Annotated in this window: 18 protein-coding genes and 1 tRNA gene; 12 read left to right on the forward strand and 7 right to left on the reverse strand. The window is 57.8% G+C overall.

What is annotated here, in order from left to right; all coding sequences use genetic code 11:
• Positions 1-9: 9 nt before the first annotated feature.
• From QP884_RS02425 to QP884_RS02440, 4 genes are read left to right on the forward strand one after another with little or no spacing between them, the layout of a single operon-like run.
• The gene (locus QP884_RS02425) at positions 10-222 is read left to right on the forward strand and encodes a biotin/lipoyl-containing protein (protein WP_284820523.1); all 213 of its coding nucleotides are present in this window, start codon (positions 10-12) and stop codon (positions 220-222) included.
• On the forward strand, positions 223-804 hold the full coding sequence (rsmD, locus tag QP884_RS02430) for a 16S rRNA (guanine(966)-N(2))-methyltransferase RsmD (RefSeq protein WP_250412288.1): 582 nt from the start codon (positions 223-225) through the stop codon (positions 802-804).
• A gap of 26 nt (positions 805-830) precedes the next feature.
• Positions 831-1,304, forward strand: coding sequence for a pantetheine-phosphate adenylyltransferase (coaD, locus tag QP884_RS02435; RefSeq protein ID WP_005323291.1), 474 nt, complete (start codon positions 831-833; stop codon positions 1,302-1,304).
• Complete coding sequence (locus tag QP884_RS02440) at positions 1,301-2,044, forward strand: sulfite exporter TauE/SafE family protein (protein WP_284820525.1); 744 nt, start codon at positions 1,301-1,303, stop codon at positions 2,042-2,044. The genes coaD and QP884_RS02440 overlap by 4 nt, the downstream gene beginning before the upstream one ends.
• Before the next feature lie 84 nt (positions 2,045-2,128).
• Here the strand turns inward: QP884_RS02440 and QP884_RS02445 are convergent, their stop codons facing one another.
• The 4 genes from QP884_RS02445 to QP884_RS02460 are packed head-to-tail and all read right to left on the reverse strand — an operon-like array spanning position 2,129 to position 5,562.
• Positions 2,129-2,893, reverse strand: a complete 765-nt coding sequence (locus QP884_RS02445; RefSeq protein WP_005323289.1) for an amino acid ABC transporter ATP-binding protein — start codon at positions 2,891-2,893, stop codon at positions 2,129-2,131.
• Positions 2,893-3,846 carry an amino acid ABC transporter permease gene (locus tag QP884_RS02450; RefSeq protein WP_150851377.1) on the reverse strand — a complete coding sequence of 318 codons (954 nt, stop codon included), beginning with the start codon at positions 3,844-3,846 and terminating at the stop codon, positions 2,893-2,895. Before QP884_RS02450 ends, QP884_RS02445 begins: the two co-directional genes overlap by 1 nt.
• Positions 3,839-4,726 (reverse strand): ABC transporter substrate-binding protein, encoded by an 888-nt coding sequence (locus tag QP884_RS02455; RefSeq protein WP_284820527.1) that lies wholly within the window; start codon positions 4,724-4,726, stop codon positions 3,839-3,841. Before QP884_RS02455 ends, QP884_RS02450 begins: the two co-directional genes overlap by 8 nt.
• Positions 4,726-5,562: a DUF368 domain-containing protein gene (locus tag QP884_RS02460; protein ID WP_284820529.1), complete on the reverse strand. Its 837-nt coding sequence runs from the start codon at positions 5,560-5,562 to the stop codon at positions 4,726-4,728. Before QP884_RS02460 ends, QP884_RS02455 begins: the two co-directional genes overlap by 1 nt.
• 425 nt (positions 5,563-5,987) lie before the next feature.
• Here QP884_RS02460 and QP884_RS02465 point away from each other — a divergent pair, with 425 nt between their 5' ends.
• On the forward strand, positions 5,988-8,171 hold the full coding sequence (locus tag QP884_RS02465; protein ID WP_284820531.1) for a LamG-like jellyroll fold domain-containing protein: 2,184 nt from the start codon (positions 5,988-5,990) through the stop codon (positions 8,169-8,171).
• 52 nt (positions 8,172-8,223) lie between these two features.
• On the opposite strand, the gene QP884_RS02470 is transcribed toward QP884_RS02465, so the two are convergent.
• Positions 8,224-8,297, reverse strand: a tRNA-Leu gene (locus QP884_RS02470).
• Between the two features lie 149 nt (positions 8,298-8,446).
• Between QP884_RS02470 and polA the strand changes: the two genes are divergently transcribed.
• The 4 genes from polA (at position 8,447) to QP884_RS02490 (ending at position 12,471) form a co-directional block, all read left to right on the forward strand.
• Positions 8,447-11,095, forward strand: coding sequence for a DNA polymerase I (polA, locus tag QP884_RS02475; RefSeq protein ID WP_284820532.1), 2,649 nt, complete (start codon positions 8,447-8,449; stop codon positions 11,093-11,095).
• 109 nt (positions 11,096-11,204) lie between these two features.
• Positions 11,205-11,867 (forward strand): DNA glycosylase AlkZ-like family protein, encoded by a 663-nt coding sequence (locus QP884_RS02480; protein ID WP_284820565.1) that lies wholly within the window; start codon positions 11,205-11,207, stop codon positions 11,865-11,867.
• Positions 11,837-12,037: a hypothetical protein gene (locus QP884_RS02485; protein WP_284820534.1), complete on the forward strand. Its 201-nt coding sequence runs from the start codon at positions 11,837-11,839 to the stop codon at positions 12,035-12,037. Before QP884_RS02480 ends, QP884_RS02485 begins: the two co-directional genes overlap by 31 nt.
• A 77-nt stretch (positions 12,038-12,114) precedes the next feature.
• On the forward strand, positions 12,115-12,471 hold the full coding sequence (locus QP884_RS02490; protein ID WP_284820536.1) for a hypothetical protein: 357 nt from the start codon (positions 12,115-12,117) through the stop codon (positions 12,469-12,471).
• Here QP884_RS02490 and QP884_RS02495 read toward each other — a convergent pair.
• Together QP884_RS02495 and QP884_RS02500 are read right to left on the reverse strand one after the other, a co-directional pair.
• Complete coding sequence (locus tag QP884_RS02495; protein WP_284820537.1) at positions 12,435-12,905, reverse strand: RDD family protein; 471 nt, start codon at positions 12,903-12,905, stop codon at positions 12,435-12,437. The genes QP884_RS02490 and QP884_RS02495 overlap by 37 nt on opposite strands.
• Positions 12,906-12,914: 9 nt before the next feature.
• Positions 12,915-13,646: a class I SAM-dependent methyltransferase gene (locus QP884_RS02500; protein ID WP_284820538.1), complete on the reverse strand. Its 732-nt coding sequence runs from the start codon at positions 13,644-13,646 to the stop codon at positions 12,915-12,917.
• A gap of 251 nt (positions 13,647-13,897) precedes the next feature.
• On the opposite strand from QP884_RS02500, the gene rpsA reads away from it, so the two are divergent.
• The 3 genes from rpsA (at position 13,898) to coaE (ending at position 18,387) form a co-directional block, all read left to right on the forward strand.
• Entirely contained in the window at positions 13,898-15,358 is a 1,461-nt protein-coding gene (gene rpsA, locus QP884_RS02505) for a 30S ribosomal protein S1 (protein WP_023021654.1), read from the forward strand.
• A gap of 296 nt (positions 15,359-15,654) precedes the next feature.
• The gene (locus QP884_RS02510; RefSeq protein WP_284820539.1) at positions 15,655-17,706 is read left to right on the forward strand and encodes a glucose PTS transporter subunit IIA; all 2,052 of its coding nucleotides are present in this window, start codon (positions 15,655-15,657) and stop codon (positions 17,704-17,706) included.
• Positions 17,707-17,787: 81 nt separating this feature from the next.
• Positions 17,788-18,387: a dephospho-CoA kinase gene (gene coaE / locus QP884_RS02515; protein ID WP_284820541.1), complete on the forward strand. Its 600-nt coding sequence runs from the start codon at positions 17,788-17,790 to the stop codon at positions 18,385-18,387.
• Positions 18,388-18,412 lie beyond the last annotated feature (25 nt).

Raw genomic sequence — 18,412 nt, forward strand, 5'->3', positions numbered from 1 at the left:
CCTAGAAGCATGAAAATTTACGCCCCCTTCGCGGGCATCGTCCGCTGCCATGTGAATGTGGGAGACACTGTTGATACCGGAGTACCGCTTGCGACCGTTGAAGCCACGAAGCTCGAGGCTCCCGTAGAAAGTCCGGGACCAGGAAAGGTCCACCTTATCGTGGTCTCTGACTTTAGTGATGTGGTGGGCGGAGACCTTTTGATGGAGATTGGAGAAGCATAAATGACGCGCATTATTGCCGGCGAAGCTCGCGGACGCACCATTAAAGTGCCCGCAGAAGGAACCCGGCCTACCGCAGATCGCGCCCGCGAAGGGCTGTTTTCATCCCTTACTGCACGGTGGGGCTTTGCGGGATCTTCGGTGCTCGACCTTTTTGCTGGCTCTGGTGCCCTAGGCCTAGAGGCGGCGAGCCGAGGGGCAGATGAAGCAGTACTGGTGGAATCTTCGGCCGATGCGGTAAAGATCATTCGGCACAACATGGGCGTCGTCAAGCATCCCGGCGTGCGTGTGCAAGAGATGAAGGTAGGCACTTACCTGGCTAGTGCCCCGCGCAAACACTTTGACCTGGTGCTTGCAGACCCGCCCTATGCTTTCGATGAGGTGGATGCACTCATTGCTGCCATCGAACCGGTGCTTACTGATCACGCAATGGTAGTAATTGAGCGCCACGTCGATTCCGCAGATACGGTGTGGCCTGCTGGTTTTGAGCCCACCGGCCAGAAGCTGAAGAAGCGCACCTTTGGCATCGCACGCATGGATATGGCGGTTTATACCCGTCCCGGCAGCGAGGACGCCGAAGACTAAACCCCTGAAAAGAAAGCGAAAGTAGCATGACTAAGGCCGTCTGCCCTGGATCCTTCGACCCCGTTACCTTAGGTCACGTCGATATCATCAATCGCGCTAACCAGATGTTTGATGAGGTCACCGTGTTGGTAACCGGTAACCCTGACAAGCCTTCTGGGCTCTTTAGCGTGGAGGAACGCATGGAACTTATCCGCCAGAGCGTGGATTCTTCCATCAAGGTGGATTATTGCTCCGGGCTGTTGGTGGACTACACCACGGAGCATGGGGCAGACGTCCTAGTGAAGGGACTGCGTAGCTCTCTGGATTATGAATATGAGCTGCCCATGGCGCAGATGAATCGGCGCCTTTCCGGTATCGATACCGTCTTCCTACTCACGGACGAGAAGTACGGCTATATCAGTTCCTCGCTGTGTAAGCAGGTAGCAAAGTTTGGCGGCGACGTAACGGGGATGTTCCCCGAATCCGTAGGCCGTGCGGTAAAGGAGAAATACCGTCAGTGAGCCTCGCCCTGGTTATTTTCCTCGTCGTTGTCGTTGGTTCGACGCTGCAGCGGGTCTCCGGAATGGGGCTCGGTCTCATCGGCGGTCCCATCCTCATGTTGATCATGGGGCCGGTCGAAGGCATCTTGGTGATCAACGTTCTGGCCTGCATAAATGCGATTCTGACAACGTATTCTGTGCGCGAGAATGTGAGCTGGAAGAAGTTCGGCCTCATCGCCCCAGTCATGGTGATTGGTTCCTTGGCCGCGGCGCTGCTCATTAGGCGCATGGACACGGCAGGGCTCATGATCGTAGTGGGCGCTGCGCTTCTGGCCGCACTGGGGGTTGTCACTTTTGGAAAGAAGTTTGTCCCGCCGATGGAGGGCAAAGGCCCTGCCATCTCCGCCGGTATTCTCGGAGGGTTTACCAATACCTTGGCCGGTGTGGCCGGCCCAGTTATTACCGTCTACGCCCAGGCAGCAAAGTGGCCCCAACATGTCTACGCTGCGACGCTGCAGCCGATTTTTGTCGTAGGCGGATTCTTTTCCGTGATGACCAAGACGCTTACTGGTGCGGCGCATTTTGATGGCCTGCCTTGGGTGATGTGGCCCGCCGGAGTCTTAGGTATGTTCGTCGGAATTTGGGCCGGCACCCGCATTTCCCAGCGCGTTCCGCGAGAAAAGGCCCGCGTGCTCTCACTGAGCGTTGCCGGGTTGGGTGCGGCCAGCGCACTGATTCGGGGCATTTTGACGCTTTCATAGACGAGTAAGCCACGACAAAGCCCGCCGGTCCTCTTCGCGGAAGAGGGCGGCGGGCTGAAGGCACTCTGCGGAGTGCTGCGGGAATTAGAGCAGCGAAGCCAAAAAGTCCTTGGTACGTGGCTGTTGCGGGTTATCCAAAACCTCAGCTGGGCTGCCGGACTCAATGACCACGCCGCCGTCCATGAAGAAGACCTTATCGGCTACCTCGCGCGCAAAACCCATCTCGTGGGTGACTACGAGCATGGTCATGCCTTCGGCGGCGAGATCCTTCATAACGCGCAGCACTTCGCCGACGAGCTCGGGGTCGAGGGCGGACGTAGGTTCGTCGAAAAGCATAAGCTTAGGATCCATAGCCACCGCACGAGCGATGGCCACGCGCTGTTGCTGTCCGCCAGAGAGCTGCACAGGGTAGTTATTGGCCTTGGAAGCAAGTCCAACGTCCTCCAACAGCTCCATAGCGCGGGCGCGGGCGGTCTCTTCCGGAATCTTTTTCACCTGCACCGGTGCCTCAATGATATTTTCAATCACCGTGCGGTGGGGGAAAAGGTTAAAAGACTGAAAGACCATGCCGATATCGGAGCGCTGTTCTGCGGCTTCCTTCTCGCTGATCTCATACAGGGTGCCGTTCTTTTCGCGGTAGCCAATCAGCTCGCCGTCGACGTAGAGTCGGCCGGCCGTCGCCTTATCAAGGTGGTTGACGCAGCGCAGGAAAGTGGACTTGCCGGAGCCCGAGGGGCCTAGTAGGCAGGCCACTTCGCCGGGCTGGACCTCAAGGTCAATGCCTTTGAGGACCTCGAGCTGTCCGAAGGACTTATGGACGTTCTGGGCGGAAATCATGGGAGTAGCCATTAGTTTTTAGCCTCCGAAATCACGGATACGTTGCGGGGGATGGTTCCTTCAGCGTCTGCCAGCGCGGCGAGTTGGCGGCCGGTGAGTTCGCGGGTGGCACCGCGCTCAAAGCGGCGCTCTAGGAAGTACTGCCCCACCATCAGTAGGGAAGTAACCACTAGGTACCAGGACGCTGCGACCAGTAGCAGCGGGATGGGTTGGAAGAGGGCGGCGGAAATATCCGTGGAACGGCCGAAGATTTCCTCGGTATAAGGAATGGCCACCACGAGGGACGAGGTCTTGAGCAAGGAAATGAACTCATTGCCTGTGGGCGGGATGATAATGCGCATGGCCTGCGGAAGGACGGTGCGGCGCATGGTCATCCACCAGGACATGCCCAGTGCCTTGGAAGCTTCCTTCTGCCCCTCGGGAACGGAGGTGATACCGGAGCGCACAATCTCGGCCATATAGGCGGCTTCATTGAGGCCTAGGCCCATCACCGCAAGGAAGAAGGCGTTGGTGAGGATCGTCTGCAAAGATACCTCGGTAAAGCCCAGGTTGATGGACTGGTAGATGGCGGAGAGCAGGCCCCAGAACACCAGCTGCACATAGATCGGCGTGCCACGGAAGACCCAGAGGAATATCCAGGAGACGCTGCGCAGCACCGGGTTCGGGGACATGCGCATAACCGCAAGTATGGCACCACCGACAACGCCGATGATCATGGACAAAATGGTGATGGCGATGGTGTGGAGGGAGGCAAGTGCAATGCGCTTATCAAAGAGATACTGGAAGTAGGTGTCCCAGCCAAAGGCCTCGTTGCGGGCGGAGGCGATGATGAACCACACGCCGAGCACGATAAGCAGGCCGGCGAATACCCAGCGCCACGGGTGGCGTAGAGGTCGCGCCTCGATCTTGGCGGGCTTTTCCTTAGGCTCTGCCGTAGCTGGCGTCGCCGCATTTTCATTAACCATTGATCGGCCTTTCATTAATCATTGCCTGGTCTATTAAGCCATCCTCGATGCCCCAGCGGGACAAAATTTCTGCATACTCACCGGTTTCGATGAGGTGTTGCAGTGCCGCGGCAGAGGCCTTGCCCAAATCGGAATCCTTGGGTACGGCAAAGCCATAGGGCGATGCTTGGAACATATCGCCTACCTGCCGCATCTTTCCTTCGGAGCGATTCACAGCCCACGCCGTTACTGGGGAGTCTGCGGACAGGGCATCTGCGCGTCCCATAAGTACCGCCAGCGCGGCGTTGTCACCGGTGTCATAAGACAAGACTGTGAGATCGCCGTTGCACGCATCCTTCTTGGGCCGCACATCGTCGGTTTCAGATACCGTGGTGCGCTGCACCGCAACGGTCAAGCCGCAAGGATTATCCGGGTCAACCTTTTTAGGTCCGTCTACTCGTTCTGCCCACTGGATGCCGGCGTAGAGGTGATCTACAAAGTCGAATTCATTGCGGCGCTCGGGGTTATCCGTGAATCCGGATGCGCCCATATCAATCTGGCCCGATTGCACGGCGGGCAGGATCATGGAGAAGTCCTGTTCCACGGGCTGGAAATCGAGTCCCAAGACGCCGGCAACGGCGTGCGCAAGATCGAGTTCGACGCCCTGGAGCGCCCCGTGGGAATCCTTAAGCTGAAATGGGGCATAGGGTGGGTTAGTTCCGGCAGTGAGGACGCCATCGTTGTCGTCATACATGGCGGCAATTTCCGGCACCATTGCGGAATGGGGTTCTTCCCAGCCGTCCGGAGTGGAATCTTCCTCGTTGGTGACGCAGGCGCCCAGGCTCAGCGTGGGGACGAGGACCGCGGCGATAGTTGCGCGGCGAGAAAACGAGCGCGGCATTATTTTTGCGCCGTCCTTTCATCTATAGCGCGGGCCTTCTTCATATCTACGAAGATGAAGGCGGAGACGATGAGTGCACCGAGGATGAACATGCCGATGATGATGCCGCTAGAGGCATCTTGGTCAGCTCCCCAGGGCCACAGTGCGCGCAGAGAACCGAGCATGAAACCTGCCATAGCCATCAGCGTAGGGGCGCGGTGGTGATCCAGCAGGAAGTTCAATACCTTGATAAACGCCGCAAGACCACACAGGGCACCCAGCGCGAAAACGGCGATAGTGCCTAGGTCACGATCTGAAACGGCACCAATGATGGGCTGGTAGAGGCCCATGGTCAGCAGGATGAGCGAGCCGGAGATGCCAGGCAGGATGAGTGCGCATACCGCGATGGCGGCGGCGAAGAAGACCACAATAAGGCTGGGGTTCTCGTGCGGTTCGGAGGTGAATCCGGTGATAAAGAAGATGGCAATCGTGGCAACGACGAACGCGATGATGGACGAGGGGCGTAGCCTCTCCTGCTTAGAAAGCATGGATAGCGGTACAAAAATGGACACGGCAACCATGCCCAAAAAGAGCGCTCCGGAAGCCGATACGTGATTATCTACGAAGTTAGAAAGCACGGTGGACATTCCGAAGACGGCGATGAACATGCCGATCGCTACGGAGATGAGGAAGCTCCATTCCACCTTCTTGAAGCGGCCGGAGATGAGATCGTTGGCGTTGTGGACTGCGCGTTCATAAATGCCCACGATGAGCGCCACGGTGCCACCGGAGATGCCCGGTACGAGCTCGGCCATGCCGATGAGGGCGCCGCGGATAGCGTTCAAAATGTACTGCATAAAATAAAAATCTACCTGGGAGGGGGCTGGTGCGGAGGGCGACTGGCCTAGCAAGGCAGCAGAAAAGTGCCGAAGTGGGAGGCTAGGCGAACCACTGTGAATCGTAATGCATATCTTTCATTAGAGGGCGGTGATCTACCTACCGCGGTAGGGGAGGGTCTTCTCCCTAACCGTAGAGGTAAAACCGCATTCATGAATATTCTGTCAGTTTAATGCACCCCAATGCAACTATGCAGTTTGGGGCAGGTTATACGGAATCTCACACGAGAAGATGTCTCTTCCAGAGGCAACCATAAGTTTCCCATTATTCAGTCTCCTGTTTACGCGGGCTTCAACTAGCTGAAAGCTTCACGTCCTAGAATCCCTTGCGTATTCCCGCCATCTTCCCTGAGCAAGCATTCCTTTCCAGTCTTAAAGGACTCTCTATGAAAAATCGTTTCGTCCTGCCTGCGCTAACTGCAACCGCGGTGGTGGGAAACCTCGTTGTTGTACCGGCCGCAAGTGCTGCGGAGTTTGGGGCCGAGGGGGCGTCGCCAAGCGAGGGCTCTCGTTTCAGCATCGGCGTCTTACCGGATACCCAGTTCTATTCGCGCTATTCCACCCCGGAGACGGGCAACTTGGCCCAAGCTCGCTACGGAAGCGAACCCTACTTGGCCCAAACTCAATGGTTGGTAGACCACCAAGACGAGCTGAACATGGACTTCGTCACCCACCTGGGTGACGTTGTAGACCAGTGGAACGTGGAGGGTGAATGGCAGGTAGCCGATAAGGCCATGCAGGTCCTCGACGACTCGGATCTGAACTACTCCATCCTGCCCGGCAATCACGACATGGACGTCGAGGGTGCGGCGGCCCACCCGTATGACAAGTGGTTTAGCGCCGGTCGCGCCAAGGCTGCTAATCCGGAGACCTTCCAAGAGCGCTACACTGCGGTCAATAATGACTCCGAGGCCCACATCTTTGAGGCTGAGGGGCAGAAGTACCTCAACCTCGCTTTGGGCTGGCGCGCCGATGAAAAAGCTGTGGAGTGGGCGCAAGGCATCATCGATAAGCACCCAGATCTTCCCGTCATCGTCACGACGCACGAAGCCCTCAATATCGATGGCGAGGGAAACGTCTTCTATTCTGACGATTACGGCAAGGGTCTGTGGGATACGTTCATCAAGCGCAACGACCAGGTTTTCTTGGTGATGGGCGGCCACCACCACGGTGCGGGCTACCGCGTGGATAAGAACGATGCCGGCCACGATGTCGTTTCCATCTTGCAGGACTATCAGATGGCCTATCAGGGCGGAAATGGTCTGCTGGGCGTGCTCGAGTTCGACCTTTCCGGCAAGCAGCTGGAGATGACCGCGCTCTCGCCGTGGGTGGCGCAGAAACCGCACGAGGAGCTGACGCAGTTCGACAAGCTCACCCTGGATGATAAGGGCGATAGCTACGCCATTCCGTTCGACTTTGAGCAGCGTTTTTCCTCCTTTTCCCCGGATTTCACCGTGGGCGAGGGCCACCAGCCGGACCTAGCTCAGCGTGCGCGCGACATCGCCGCGGAAGGCTATAGGCCCTATACCATCGCGGAGGATGAGCTGCCCACGGGCGCGGATGACTTTGCCAAGAACGACCACACCGTATTCCACTGGCGCCCGGGCCAGGCCCAAGACAAGGACGGGCATGCGCTTGCCGACGGCGCCCCTGCCGGCCGCGGCACCACCGTCCCCGATATTGCCAGCGATTCGGGCAGTGACCTGCATCGCTCTGGCGCCATGCTAGGTGACCGGGTGACCTATAGCTCTGACCATCACCCGCTGTCCTCTGATTCCGGCTCGCTCTTCTGGTCCGACCCTGCCGGCAAGGTTGGCAATGCCGAGTTCCGCACCGACAAGGGCGCGGCCGCCAATAATGTGGACACCACCAAGGGGTACACCTTCGAATCCTTCGTCAAGATTCCTGAAGACTTCAATGGTGCCGAGCATGGCTGGGGAAGCGCGCTCAGTCGCGACTCTGCCATCAATAAGTTGGTTGACGGCTCTGAGGACACGGATCCCACCGTCATGTTTGGTATCTCCAATCTCCGCGAGCTGCGCTGGTGGGCGGAGCCGAAGCAGGGAAGCGGTTCTACCGTATGGTCCCACGAGGTGCCCAAGGACGAGTGGATGCACATCGCCGTGGTCAATGATCCACAAAGCGATAGCGTGGAAATGTTTATCAACGGCGCGCCCATCTTGCGCAATGCCGTAGGCGCCGAAGGCCTTCTCCCGCGCGACCTGCAGTGGGTCATGGGCGGCGGCTTTGATAACCAGCGCCCGCAGGACCCGTGGTACGGCTGGATCGGCGAGACCCGCCTGACCCAGGGCGTTCTGGGCAAGGACGAATGGCTTACCGCCCGTGCACACGGGGACGGCAAGCCGGCCGATACCACGCAGCCTGCCACGGGAAGCTCCGCATCGAGCAGCGACGCGAGCTCCAAGCCCGCCGTTCTGGGAGCAATCCTCGGCATCGCGGGCGTGGCCGGCCTCATCGGCCTCGCCCTCCCGCAACTGAAGACCTCGATTCCGCAAATCAACGCGCTACTGCGCAAGTATCACCTGCCAACCCTGCCTGAACTGGGCTAAAGCAAAGACCTCGGTTTCCTTATTTAGTGGAAACCGAGGTCTTATCTCGTTGTGCCCCTGGTGAGACTCGAACTCACACTGGACGGGTTTTGAATCCGTTGCCTCTGCCAATTGGGCTACAGGGGCGCACAATCCAAAGGCGGACTGCCTTTGACTGTGAAAATAGTAGCGCAGGCACTAGGCGAATTCCTAATTGGGTAGGGGCAGCGGGGGAATGCGCACGTCATCCACAAAATCTGCACCGGGGTGTTCGGATGTCGGTGTGCTTCTCTAGGATGGGGCAGGTGACTACTAATCAGCCTCGACTTCTGCTCATTGACGGCCACTCTATGGCCTTTCGTGCCTTTTATGCCCTGCCGGTGGATAATTTCTCCACCTCAGGAGGCCAGCACACCAATGCCGTGTATGGCTTCTTATCGATGCTCTCTAATATCGTGGCGGAAGAGACCCCTGACGCCATTGCGGTGGCATTCGACGTGGGGCGCAAAACCTTCCGCACCGAGATGTTTCCGGACTATAAGGCCCAGCGCGAGGCTGCGCCGGAGGAATTCAAGGGTCAGGTAGACCTCATTCGCGAGGTGCTCGAGGTACTGGGAATTACCACCCTGTCCCGGGAGAATTTCGAGGCCGATGACATCCTGGCCACTCTCGCAACCGAGGCACAAGACTATGAGACCCTCATCGTCACCGGCGACCGTGACTACCTGCAGTTAGTTAATGAGTCCACGACGGTGCTCTATCCCATGAAGGGCGTATCCACGCTCCACCGCTTTACCCCCGCCGCAGTAGAGGAGAAGTACGGTCTTACACCTGCGCAGTACCCAGACTTTGCCGCGTTGCGTGGCGATCCTTCCGATAACTTGCCGGGCATCCCAAAGGTAGGTGAAAAGACTGCCACCAAGTGGATAGTCAAGTATGGAGACTTGGCATCCTTGGTAGAGCACGCCGAGGAAATTAAGGGCGTGGTGGGCAATAACTTCCGCGAGCGCATCGAGCAGGTGCAGATGAACCGCAAGCTCACCCAGATGATTACGGACATGGACCTAGGGGTCGGTCCAAATGACTTGGCCTTTAAGGAAGCCAAGGTCGCCGACGTTGCCGCCAAGTTCGACGACCTGGAGTTCGGTACCAACCTGCGCGATCGCGTACTCGCAGCCATTCCCAATGATGGTGCTGAGGCAGCCGAACAGACCGAGGAAGTCCAAGAGCTCGAGACAGTCATCGATGATGAGCCGCTGTCCCAGTGGCTGCCCGGCCGCGAGCATGTCGCGGTGTATGTCCAAGGCGAGGGAAACCCGGGGCAGGGCGATGCGTCTGCGATTGCTTTCGTGGACCAGGAACGCCACGGCCTGCAAGTGGAGCTGGGCGATCTTTCTGCTGAGGACGATAAGGCCCTAGCCCAGTGGTTGGCATCTGATGCGCCGAAGTATTTCCACGAGGCAAAGGCGGCCTTTCATATGCTTGCCGGTCGTGGGATAGAGCTTGCCGGCATTGCCCATGACACGGCCCTTGCTGCCTACCTGCTTCGCCCAGGTCAGCGCACCTACGCGCTTGCCGACGTCTACCAGCGCCACCTCCAAAAGACCCTCAGCGCCGCCACGGAGCAGCTGTCTCTCCTGGATGATTCCTCCCTGGTTGATCAGGCCGCGGCAATTATGGAGCTGGCAGAACGGCTCACTGCGGAGCTGCAGGAGATTGACTCTTTCGAGCTTTATACCGACCTAGAACTGCCGCTCGTGACAATTCTGGCGCGCATGGAGGCTACCGGAATCGCCGTCGACGTTGACATTCTCGAAACGCAAAAGGATGCTTTTGTAGAGCAGGTTGCCGAACAAGAGCGCGCCGCTCGCGAGCTTGCCGGCGATGACAAGCTCAACCTCAACTCGCCAAAGCAGTTGCAAACCGTGCTCTTTGAGACCTTCGAGCTGCCCAAGACTAAGAAGACGAAGACGGGCTATTCCACCGCGGCCAAGGAGATAGAACAGCTCGCGGCTAAGAACCCTCATCCCTTCCTGGATCACCTCTTGGCACACCGCGAGTACCAGAAGATGAAGACCACCTTGGAAGGTCTCATCAAAACCGTGCAGCCTGACGGCCGCATTCACACCACGTTTAACCAAACCGTGGCCTCTACCGGCCGTTTGTCGTCCACCGAACCCAACCTGCAAAACATCCCCGTGCGCACCGAAGCAGGCCGCCAGATTCGTTCTGCCTTCATCGTGGGCGATGGCTTCGATGAACTCATGACTGCGGACTACTCGCAGATTGAGATGCGTGTCATGGCGCACCTCTCCGCCGATCCAGGCCTCATCGAGGCCTATAAGGAAGGCGAAGACCTGCACAACTATGTTGGCTCCCGAGTCTTTGACGTTCCCGTTGACCAAGTGACACCCGAGCTGCGCCGCCGAGTTAAGGCAATGTCTTATGGGTTGGTATACGGACTTTCCGCTTTCGGCCTATCCCAGCAATTGGGCATTCCGGCAGGGGAGGCAAAGTCCATCATGGAAAGCTACTTTGAGCGCTTTGGCGGCGTGAAGAAGTACCTCGATGAAGTCGTGGTCCAAGCCCGCAAGGATGGCTACACGGCAACGCTCTTCGGCCGTCGCCGCTACTTGCCAGAGCTTAACTCCGATAACCGCCTAGCACGCGAGAACGCGGAGCGCGCAGCGCTTAACGCGCCGATTCAGGGCACTGCCGCTGACATTATTAAGGTGGCGATGATTCGCGTGGACCGCGCACTGCAAGGGATGAAGTCCCGCGTGCTGCTCCAGGTGCACGATGAATTGGTAGTTGAAGTCGCCCCCGGTGAGGCAGACAAGGTTCGCGAGATTCTCGAGCGCGAGATGGACTCAGCCATCGAGCTGAACGTGCCGCTAGAGGTCTCCGCCGGAGCCGGCAAGGATTGGGATGCCGCAGCCCACTAGCTCGGTTATATTCTCCCGCCGGGAAAAGGCGCGCTTGAGGCTCGCCTCGCAAGGCCTAACCATGAGGCGGTGGGAGAGCGCTGAGGAGACAGCCCGCGCCTTCGGCGTCATGCAAGGCCAAGACCTGCATTCCGTACGGCGCTCACTTGCTTTGCGGGCGGAAGACCACTCGGATGCTGGGAATATTGTGCGTGGCTATCCCATGCGCAATACCCTCTTCGCGGCTTCTATCAAGGACATAGGCTGGATAACAGAACTTTGTGCAAAGGGCCGCAAGGGTGATGTTGAGCTACGACCGGAGGTGAACAAGCTAATTGATCGTCCACTTTCGCGCGCCGAGCTCAAAGAACGGGCTGCTACAACGTTGCCCGAGGTGCCTTTCTGGCACGTTGTGCGTGTAGCAATGGAAAGCGGTCACGCCGTCTATTCCGGAGCCGATCAGCTCATTACACCGGTGGATTTGCCGGGTCTAGAGGAGACTTACAACGGCGATAAGGTTGTGGCTACCGCGGAATTGATGACCCGGTACTTTCGCACTCACGGTCCGGCAACTCTGCAAGACTTTGCCTGGTGGACAAAGCTACCGCAAAGCCTAATAAGGCCAGCAGCTGAAAACCTTCCCCCGGATATCGTGCGGTGTGGGGAAGAATCCCAGGACTTTGTTTTGGCTGAGGTAGTGGAAATGGCCGAAGCGCGAAAAAGCAATCGGTATTGCTGCTGGGGGCATTTGACGAGTACATCTTGGGTTATCAAGACCGTCTATTTGCGATGACGAAGGAAGTCCACGAGGTACTTGTTCCTGGAAACCGCGGGGTATTTCGCCGCGCCATCGTGGTGGAAGGACAGGTCCGTGGAACGTGGAATAAGCAAACCATCGAGGACTTGGGCATGCCCGGCTATGCAATGCGGAAAGTTCAAAAGTTGTGGCGGGATGCGCACTAAGTTTTTTTAGGTAGCCTTTTCTGTGCGGAAAAAGTTATGAGTGTAAGTCGAAAAGCCAAGAAAGGAATTGCCGAGCCGTGGCGTTAGAAGAGAAGACGAATAAATGGAGCCTGCGCTTCTTTGAAAGCCTTTGGGCCATTCAAGTAAACTTTCTAGCCATCGATATTGCTGGCCTCGGGCTTGAACGGTTTCTTGCAGAACACAAGGCCTATGCCATCGGATACGGGATTATTGCGGCGGGGTATTTTGTGGCCGCCATGACGGTCGCCCGCGTGGCGCCTAACCCGAAGGTCAGGAGGCTAACGGCCGTAGCGGTGATGGTGGTAGCTACGGCACTAGCATTCCTCTTCCCATCTTCCTGGATGTTCGCTGTCCTGGTAGTCCTTGCGCTCCTGTATTACTTGGTGCCGCGAAAAGAAGGCGTGTCCATCTGAGGTCGGCGCTCGACTAAGCAATTTGCGAGCATGTCAAAAGGGGTTTGGCCGAAGGCGAGGACACTCACGCTTAGGACGCCGAGTAGCAACGGCACAATAAGCGGCACTCCCGTCAGTGTGAGCATAGAAAATAACAGCCAGGAATTGCGCAGGCAGGCCGCGCGCACGCCGGGGTGGGTGGCGACGATCTCCAGCTTGAGCGACCATTTTCCTAGCGAGGTTGTTTTCGTGGCCTCGGCCCATACGCGGTAGGCATAAAAGACTAGGGCGAGGGCCACAGCGTTGTAAATTTCCAGGGCTTGGCCGGTTAAGGGGGCGTCGGCAAGCGCATTAATGGCCCAGCGCACCACAACGATAACGGCCGCTGCCAGGAAGGCGTCGATCCACCACGCCAAGCCGCGGCGCAGGAGTAGGCCAATTCGATCCAGAAACATGCCCATAGGTTAGCGGCAATTCCGGCAGACGAAAATAATCGTGCCGGGGAAGATTTCGCCACGCTCTGGTGACCATTGTCCCCACGTAGTGGTGAGTCCCCTTGGCCATTCGGGCTCGATGATGCGCTCGATGAGGTACGGACCGTCACCCTGTAAAGCCTGAAACCAGTCGGCGATGGTGCGGTGGAACTCCGCATAGGTGAGGTTGCCATCGCGGTCTTGCTCCAGATAGGCACGATCAAAGTAGCTAATATCGGCCGTTAGGTTGGTGGGATCATCGGGGAAGATCCAGCGCATGGGATGGGTGGCCGAGAGGACAAAGCGACCGGATGGTTTAAGAACGCGGGAGACTTCACTTAAGGCTAAGTCAAGGTTGGCAAGGAAGGGAAAGGCTCCGAACGCTGAAAATGCGGCGTCGAAAGAGTCCGTGGCGTAGGGGAGTGCCAGTGCATCGGCCTGCGTTAAGGGAAGTCCGGGTCCAGCATGGTTGAGCATGCCGCGGGAAATGTCGAAACCGGTGGCAAAGTGCGCGCGCGACTGCAGCCATTCGGTGCACGGGGCGGAGCCGCAGCCAATTTCGAGTACGGAGGAAGCCGAGACGTCGCCTAGCAAGTGTGCTTGGTCTTCGTGGAGCATTTCTGGGCACCAATAAAAGGAGGAAAGGTAGTCGGGGTGTTCGGCGTGATAATTGGCGGCGTCGCTATCCCAGTAGGCCTGGTTTGCGTGCGAGGGGGAAGTCACGGTGGGAGAAATTCCTTTGCGAAATAGTTGGTCCGTGTATTTGCCCTTTAAGCTGGACAGATGTAGTGTTGGATGGGCGTGTCTATGCCACGGGTTGTTCTAAGCCCCTGTAGGAAGGCTTTAAGCAATCACGAGGCGGGATCGAATATTCCTCTTTTTAGCTGCATTTGCGCAGCTTAGCAAGCTTTTTTCGAGAGACGCGCAGTTGTCCAATTTCGATTTCCTACATTTATTCGGAGCATTTTTTCAATATGCCATCTTCTAACACCCCGCAGGTTGCGATTAACGATATCGGAACCGCAGAGGACTTCCTCGCAGCTGTAGACGCCACCATCAAGTACTTCAACGATGGTGACATTGTCGAGGGCACCGTCGTCAAGGTTGACCACGACGAGGTACTGCTGGACATCGGATACAAGACCGAAGGCGTTATCCCTTCCCGCGAGCTGTCCATCAAGCACGACGTCAACCCGGACGAGGTTGTTGAGGTCGGCGATGAGGTTGACGCACTTGTTCTCACCAAGGAGGACAAGGAAGGTCGCCTGATCCTGTCCAAGAAGCGTGCACAGTACGAGCGCGCATGGGGCGCCATCGAGGAGCTGCAGGCCAAGGAAGAGCCTGTTACCGGTACCGTTATCGAGGTTGTCAAGGGCGGCCTCATCCTGGATATCGGCCTGCGTGGCTTCCTGCCTGCATCTCTGGTTGAGATGCGTCGCGTCCGTGACCTGGAGCCGTACATCGGCCAGGAGCTGGAAGCAAAGATCATCGAGCTGGACAAGCAGCGCAACAACGTTGTCCTGTCCCGCCGTGCATACCTGGAGCAGACCCAGTCCGAGGTTCGCTCCGAGTTCCTGCACCAGCTGCAGAAGGGCCAGGTCCGCAAGGGCGTTGTTTCCTCCATCGTCAACTTCGGCGCCTTCGTCGATCTCGGCGGTGTCGACGGCCTGGTTCACGTTTCCGAGCTGTCCTGGAAGCACATCGACCACCCATCTGAGGTTGTCACCGTTGGTGACGAGGTAACCGTTGAGGTTCTGGATGTCGATCTGGACCGCGAGCGCGTTTCCCTTTCCCTGAAGGCTACCCAGGAAGATCCGTGGCGCGTATTCGCCCGCACCCACGCTGTGGGCCAGATCGTTCCGGGCAAGGTCACCAAGCTCGTTCCGTTCGGCGCCTTCGTTCGCGTCGAGGAGGGCATCGAGGGCCTGGTTCACATCTCCGAGCTGGCTCAGCGCCACGTCGAGGTTCCGGACCAGGTTGTCACCGTTGGCCAGGAGGTTATGGTCAAGGTCATCGACATCGACCTCGAGCGTCGTCGTATCTCCCTGTCCGTTAAGCAGGCAGACGAGGACTACACCGAAGAGTTCGATCCGTCCAAGTACGGCATGGCTGACTCCTACGACGAGCAGGGCAACTACGTCTTCCCTGAGGGCTTCGACCCTGAGACCAACGAGTGGAAGGAAGGCTTCGACGAGCAGCGTCAGGCTTGGGAGGCACGCTACGCAGAGTCCGAGCGTCGCTTCAACCTGCACACCGCTCAGATCGAGCGCAACCGCGCCGCAGCCGCTGAGGCTGCTGAGTCTGCAGAGTCCTCCAACTACTCCTCTGATTCCTCCGATGCAGCTCCGGCATCCGAGACTCAGGCAGAGGTTGGCGGCTCCCTGGCTTCCGACGAGCAGCTCGCTGCACTGCGCGACAAGCTCGCTGGCAACTAAGCTTCCGCTTAGTTTCCGCTAAGCCTGAGGGCTTGGCTCACGGCCGCGCCCACTTCATCACCTAGATGGGGTGGGCGCGGCTTTTGTGATCTTTTAGACAGTTTGTGCAATCGTTTGCCAGATTGTTTGGCACCTCTAGGTGGTTGACCAGCGGTGAAGCACTCCCAGGTAGAAAAAGTCCCTGGAAGGCCAACAAAACGGGCTTTTGTTCATGTGGGAATCCTCTTATACTCAAACCTGACGTTATAGCCAGTGCAGTACTGGTTATAAGTGGTATTTGAACTGAGGAGTAAGAAGTGGCATCTATCAAGGACACTTCCACCCACATCGTTGAAAGTATCGGCGGCGCCGACAACATCACGTCGCTGACGCACTGCGCAACGCGCCTGCGCTTCCAACTTGCCGATGCGGGGAAAGTTGACCAAGAAAAGCTCGATAGCGACCCAGCGGTGCTTGGTACCGTGCCCCAGGGTGCTCACGGCTACCAGGTAGTCATGGGCGGCGGCGTTGCTGACTACTACAACGAGATCATCAAGCAACCCGGTGTGCATGCTTCTGGTGACAAGGAGGCGTCCTCCAAGAAGGAGTATGACGGTGTTCGCGGTAAGTATGACTGGGTAGATTACTGCTTCGAGTTCCTTTCTGATACTTTCCGCCCGGTCCTGTGGGCATTGCTCGGCGCTTCGCTAATTATCATGCTGCTCATCCTGGCGGACACGGCGCACATCCAGGATTTCCGCGCACCGCTGGAGGAGCAACCAGAAGGCTTCCGGCTGGCTCATGCCATGTTCCAGTCGGTCTTCTATTTCTTGCCCGTAATGGTCGGTGCAACCGCGGCCCAGAAGCTGGGTGCGAATATGTGGGTCTCCGCGGCTATTCCCGCGGCACTTTTGACCCCCGAATTCATGTCGCTGGGTGAGCAAGGCGATACCGTCAACGTGTTTGGCCTGCCGTTGGTCATCAACTCCTACGGCTCCCAGGTATTCCCGCCCATTTTGGCCGCAATCGGCCTGTACTGGGTGGAAAAGGGACTAAAGAAGATCATCCCGAGTGCAGTTCATATGGTCTTCGTGCCGTTCTTCTCCTTGCTCATTATGATTCCGGCAACAGCCTTCCTGCTCGGCCCGTTCGGCATTGGTGTGGGCAATGGCATTTCCTGGGTCCTGTACCAAATCAATGATTTCTCGCCGTTCATCCTGGCTATCGTCATTCCGCTGCTGTACCCATTCCTCGTTCCGATGGGCCTGCACTGGCCGCTGAATGTCATCATGATTCAGAACATCGCAACCTACGGCTACGACTTCATCCAAGGCCCGATGGGCGCATGGAACTTCGCCTGCTTCGGCGTCGTTGGCGCAGTCATGGTTATCTCCTTCAGGGAAAAGAACAATGCCATGCGCCAGGTTTCTATCGGTGCCTTCGCAGCGGGCATCCTCGGTGGCGTGTCTGAGCCTTCCCTCTATGGCATCTTGTTGCGCTTCCGCCGCAGCTACTACCGGTTGCTGCCAGGTTGTGCGGTAGGCGGCGCAATCATCGGTATCTTCGATGTCCGCGCTGAGGCCTTCGTCTTTACCTCTGCGTTGACCACTGGCGCTATGACGCCGCAGCTGGGCTACGTCCTTGGTATCACGGCTGCATTCCTTACCTCTTTCTTCCTGACCCTGTTCTTTGGCTACCGCACGGCGGAAGAAAAGCAGGCAGACTTGGAGCGCATCGCCCGCGAACAGGGCGAATCGGTGGATGACGTAGCTGCTCGTTCGGATTTCAAGTCCACTAAGACCGAAAAGGGCGTGTCCTCGAATGCGGGTGGCGCCGTTGCTGCCAGCGCTGCGGGCACTGCTGCTACTGGTGTTGCCGCCAAGCAGGCTGGCAAGGAGGACATCGTGTTGGATTCCCCTCTGGAGGGCGAGGCAGTTGACCTTTCGGAAGTCCCAGATCCTATCTTTGCTGGGGCAAAGCTGGGGCCTGGTATGGCAGTCCAGCCAACTGGCAATACCGTCTATGCGCCTGCCGACGGCAAGGTGCTCACCGTTCAAAAGTCCGGCCATGCGGTAGGTCTCAGCCTCGACAATGGCGTGCAACTGCTCATCCACGTAGGCCTCGATACCGTGGAACTGGGCGGCGAAGGCTTCGACGTGCACGTGGAAAAGAAGCAACGCATTGCCGCGGGCGATAAGTTGATTAGCTTTGACCCGGAATTCATCCGTTCCAAGGGCTATAACTTGATTACTCCGGTCGTAGTTACCAACGCCACCAAGTTTGGCGCGGTCTCCGGCGAAGCCGGCCAGGTCACTCCGAATGATGAGTTGCTCCGCATTCCCCCGAAGCCGGAGGAAGCAGCGGAATAGAGAAACGCTGACACCTAAAGCGACAGAGGAACCCCGCACCATCGCGTATGGCGGGGTTCTTTTTCGCGTAGGGTGGCTGCCATGAAACTCATTGGCCTTACAGGCGGGATTGGCAGTGGCAAGTCAACAGTTGCAACGCTCTGCCGCGAACGAGGGTGGCGTGTGGTTGACGCCGATGGCATTGCGCGCGACGTCGTCAAGCCCGGGCGGCCTGCGTTAGCGGAGCTGGCGGCAGTATTCGGAGAAGATATCCTCTTGGCGGACGGCAGCCTCAACCGCAAAGAATTGGCTCGGCGAGCCTTTGTGGATAAGGAACATACCGATTTGTTGAACTCCATTACCCATCCACGCATCCAAGCGGAAACGCAGCGCCAATTCGAGGAGGCACGTGAAGAAGGCTATGACTTTGCCGTTTACGATATGCCGCTATTGGTGGATAACGGTTTAGACAAAGACATGGACTACGTCATCGTGGTCGACGTGGCCGTAGAAGAGCGCGTCCGTCGCCTCGTTGCTTCACGCGGTCTGGAAGAGGACGATGCGCGCCGTCGCATTGCAGCGCAGGTACCTGATGAGGTGCGATTGGCCGCGGCCACGCACGTGATCGACAACAATGGCACGCTGGAGCAGCTGCGCGCGCGAGCGGCCGAGGTCATGAACCGTATAGAAGCGGAGTCATAGACGCGGGGTCACCCAAACTTTAACC

The sequence above is a fragment of the Corynebacterium tuberculostearicum genome (assembly GCF_030229345.1).
Taxonomy (GTDB): domain Bacteria; phylum Actinomycetota; class Actinomycetes; order Mycobacteriales; family Mycobacteriaceae; genus Corynebacterium; species Corynebacterium tuberculostearicum_G.

Bases quoted from the DNA above. Each gene is read 5' to 3' on its own strand.
- QP884_RS02425 (WP_284820523.1), top strand. From the start codon at position 10: ATGAAAATTTACGCCCCCTTCGCGGGCATCGTCCGCTGCCATGTGAAT.
- rsmD (WP_250412288.1), top strand. From the start codon at position 223: ATGACGCGCATTATTGCCGGCGAAGCTCGCGGACGCACCATTAAAGTG.
- coaD (WP_005323291.1), top strand. From the start codon at position 831: ATGACTAAGGCCGTCTGCCCTGGATCCTTCGACCCCGTTACCTTAGGT.
- QP884_RS02445 (WP_005323289.1), bottom strand. From the start codon at position 2,893: ATGGCTACTCCCATGATTTCCGCCCAGAACGTCCATAAGTCCTTCGGA.
- QP884_RS02450 (WP_150851377.1), bottom strand. From the start codon at position 3,846: ATGGTTAATGAAAATGCGGCGACGCCAGCTACGGCAGAGCCTAAGGAA.
- QP884_RS02455 (WP_284820527.1), bottom strand. From the start codon at position 4,726: ATGCCGCGCTCGTTTTCTCGCCGCGCAACTATCGCCGCGGTCCTCGTC.
- QP884_RS02460 (WP_284820529.1), bottom strand. From the start codon at position 5,562: ATGCAGTACATTTTGAACGCTATCCGCGGCGCCCTCATCGGCATGGCC.
- QP884_RS02465 (WP_284820531.1), top strand. From the start codon at position 5,988: ATGAAAAATCGTTTCGTCCTGCCTGCGCTAACTGCAACCGCGGTGGTG.
- polA (WP_284820532.1), top strand. From the start codon at position 8,447: ATGGGGCAGGTGACTACTAATCAGCCTCGACTTCTGCTCATTGACGGC.
- QP884_RS02480 (WP_284820565.1), top strand. From the start codon at position 11,205: ATGCAAGGCCAAGACCTGCATTCCGTACGGCGCTCACTTGCTTTGCGG.
- QP884_RS02495 (WP_284820537.1), bottom strand. From the start codon at position 12,905: ATGTTTCTGGATCGAATTGGCCTACTCCTGCGCCGCGGCTTGGCGTGG.
- rpsA (WP_023021654.1), top strand. From the start codon at position 13,898: ATGCCATCTTCTAACACCCCGCAGGTTGCGATTAACGATATCGGAACC.
- coaE (WP_284820541.1), top strand. From the start codon at position 17,788: ATGAAACTCATTGGCCTTACAGGCGGGATTGGCAGTGGCAAGTCAACA.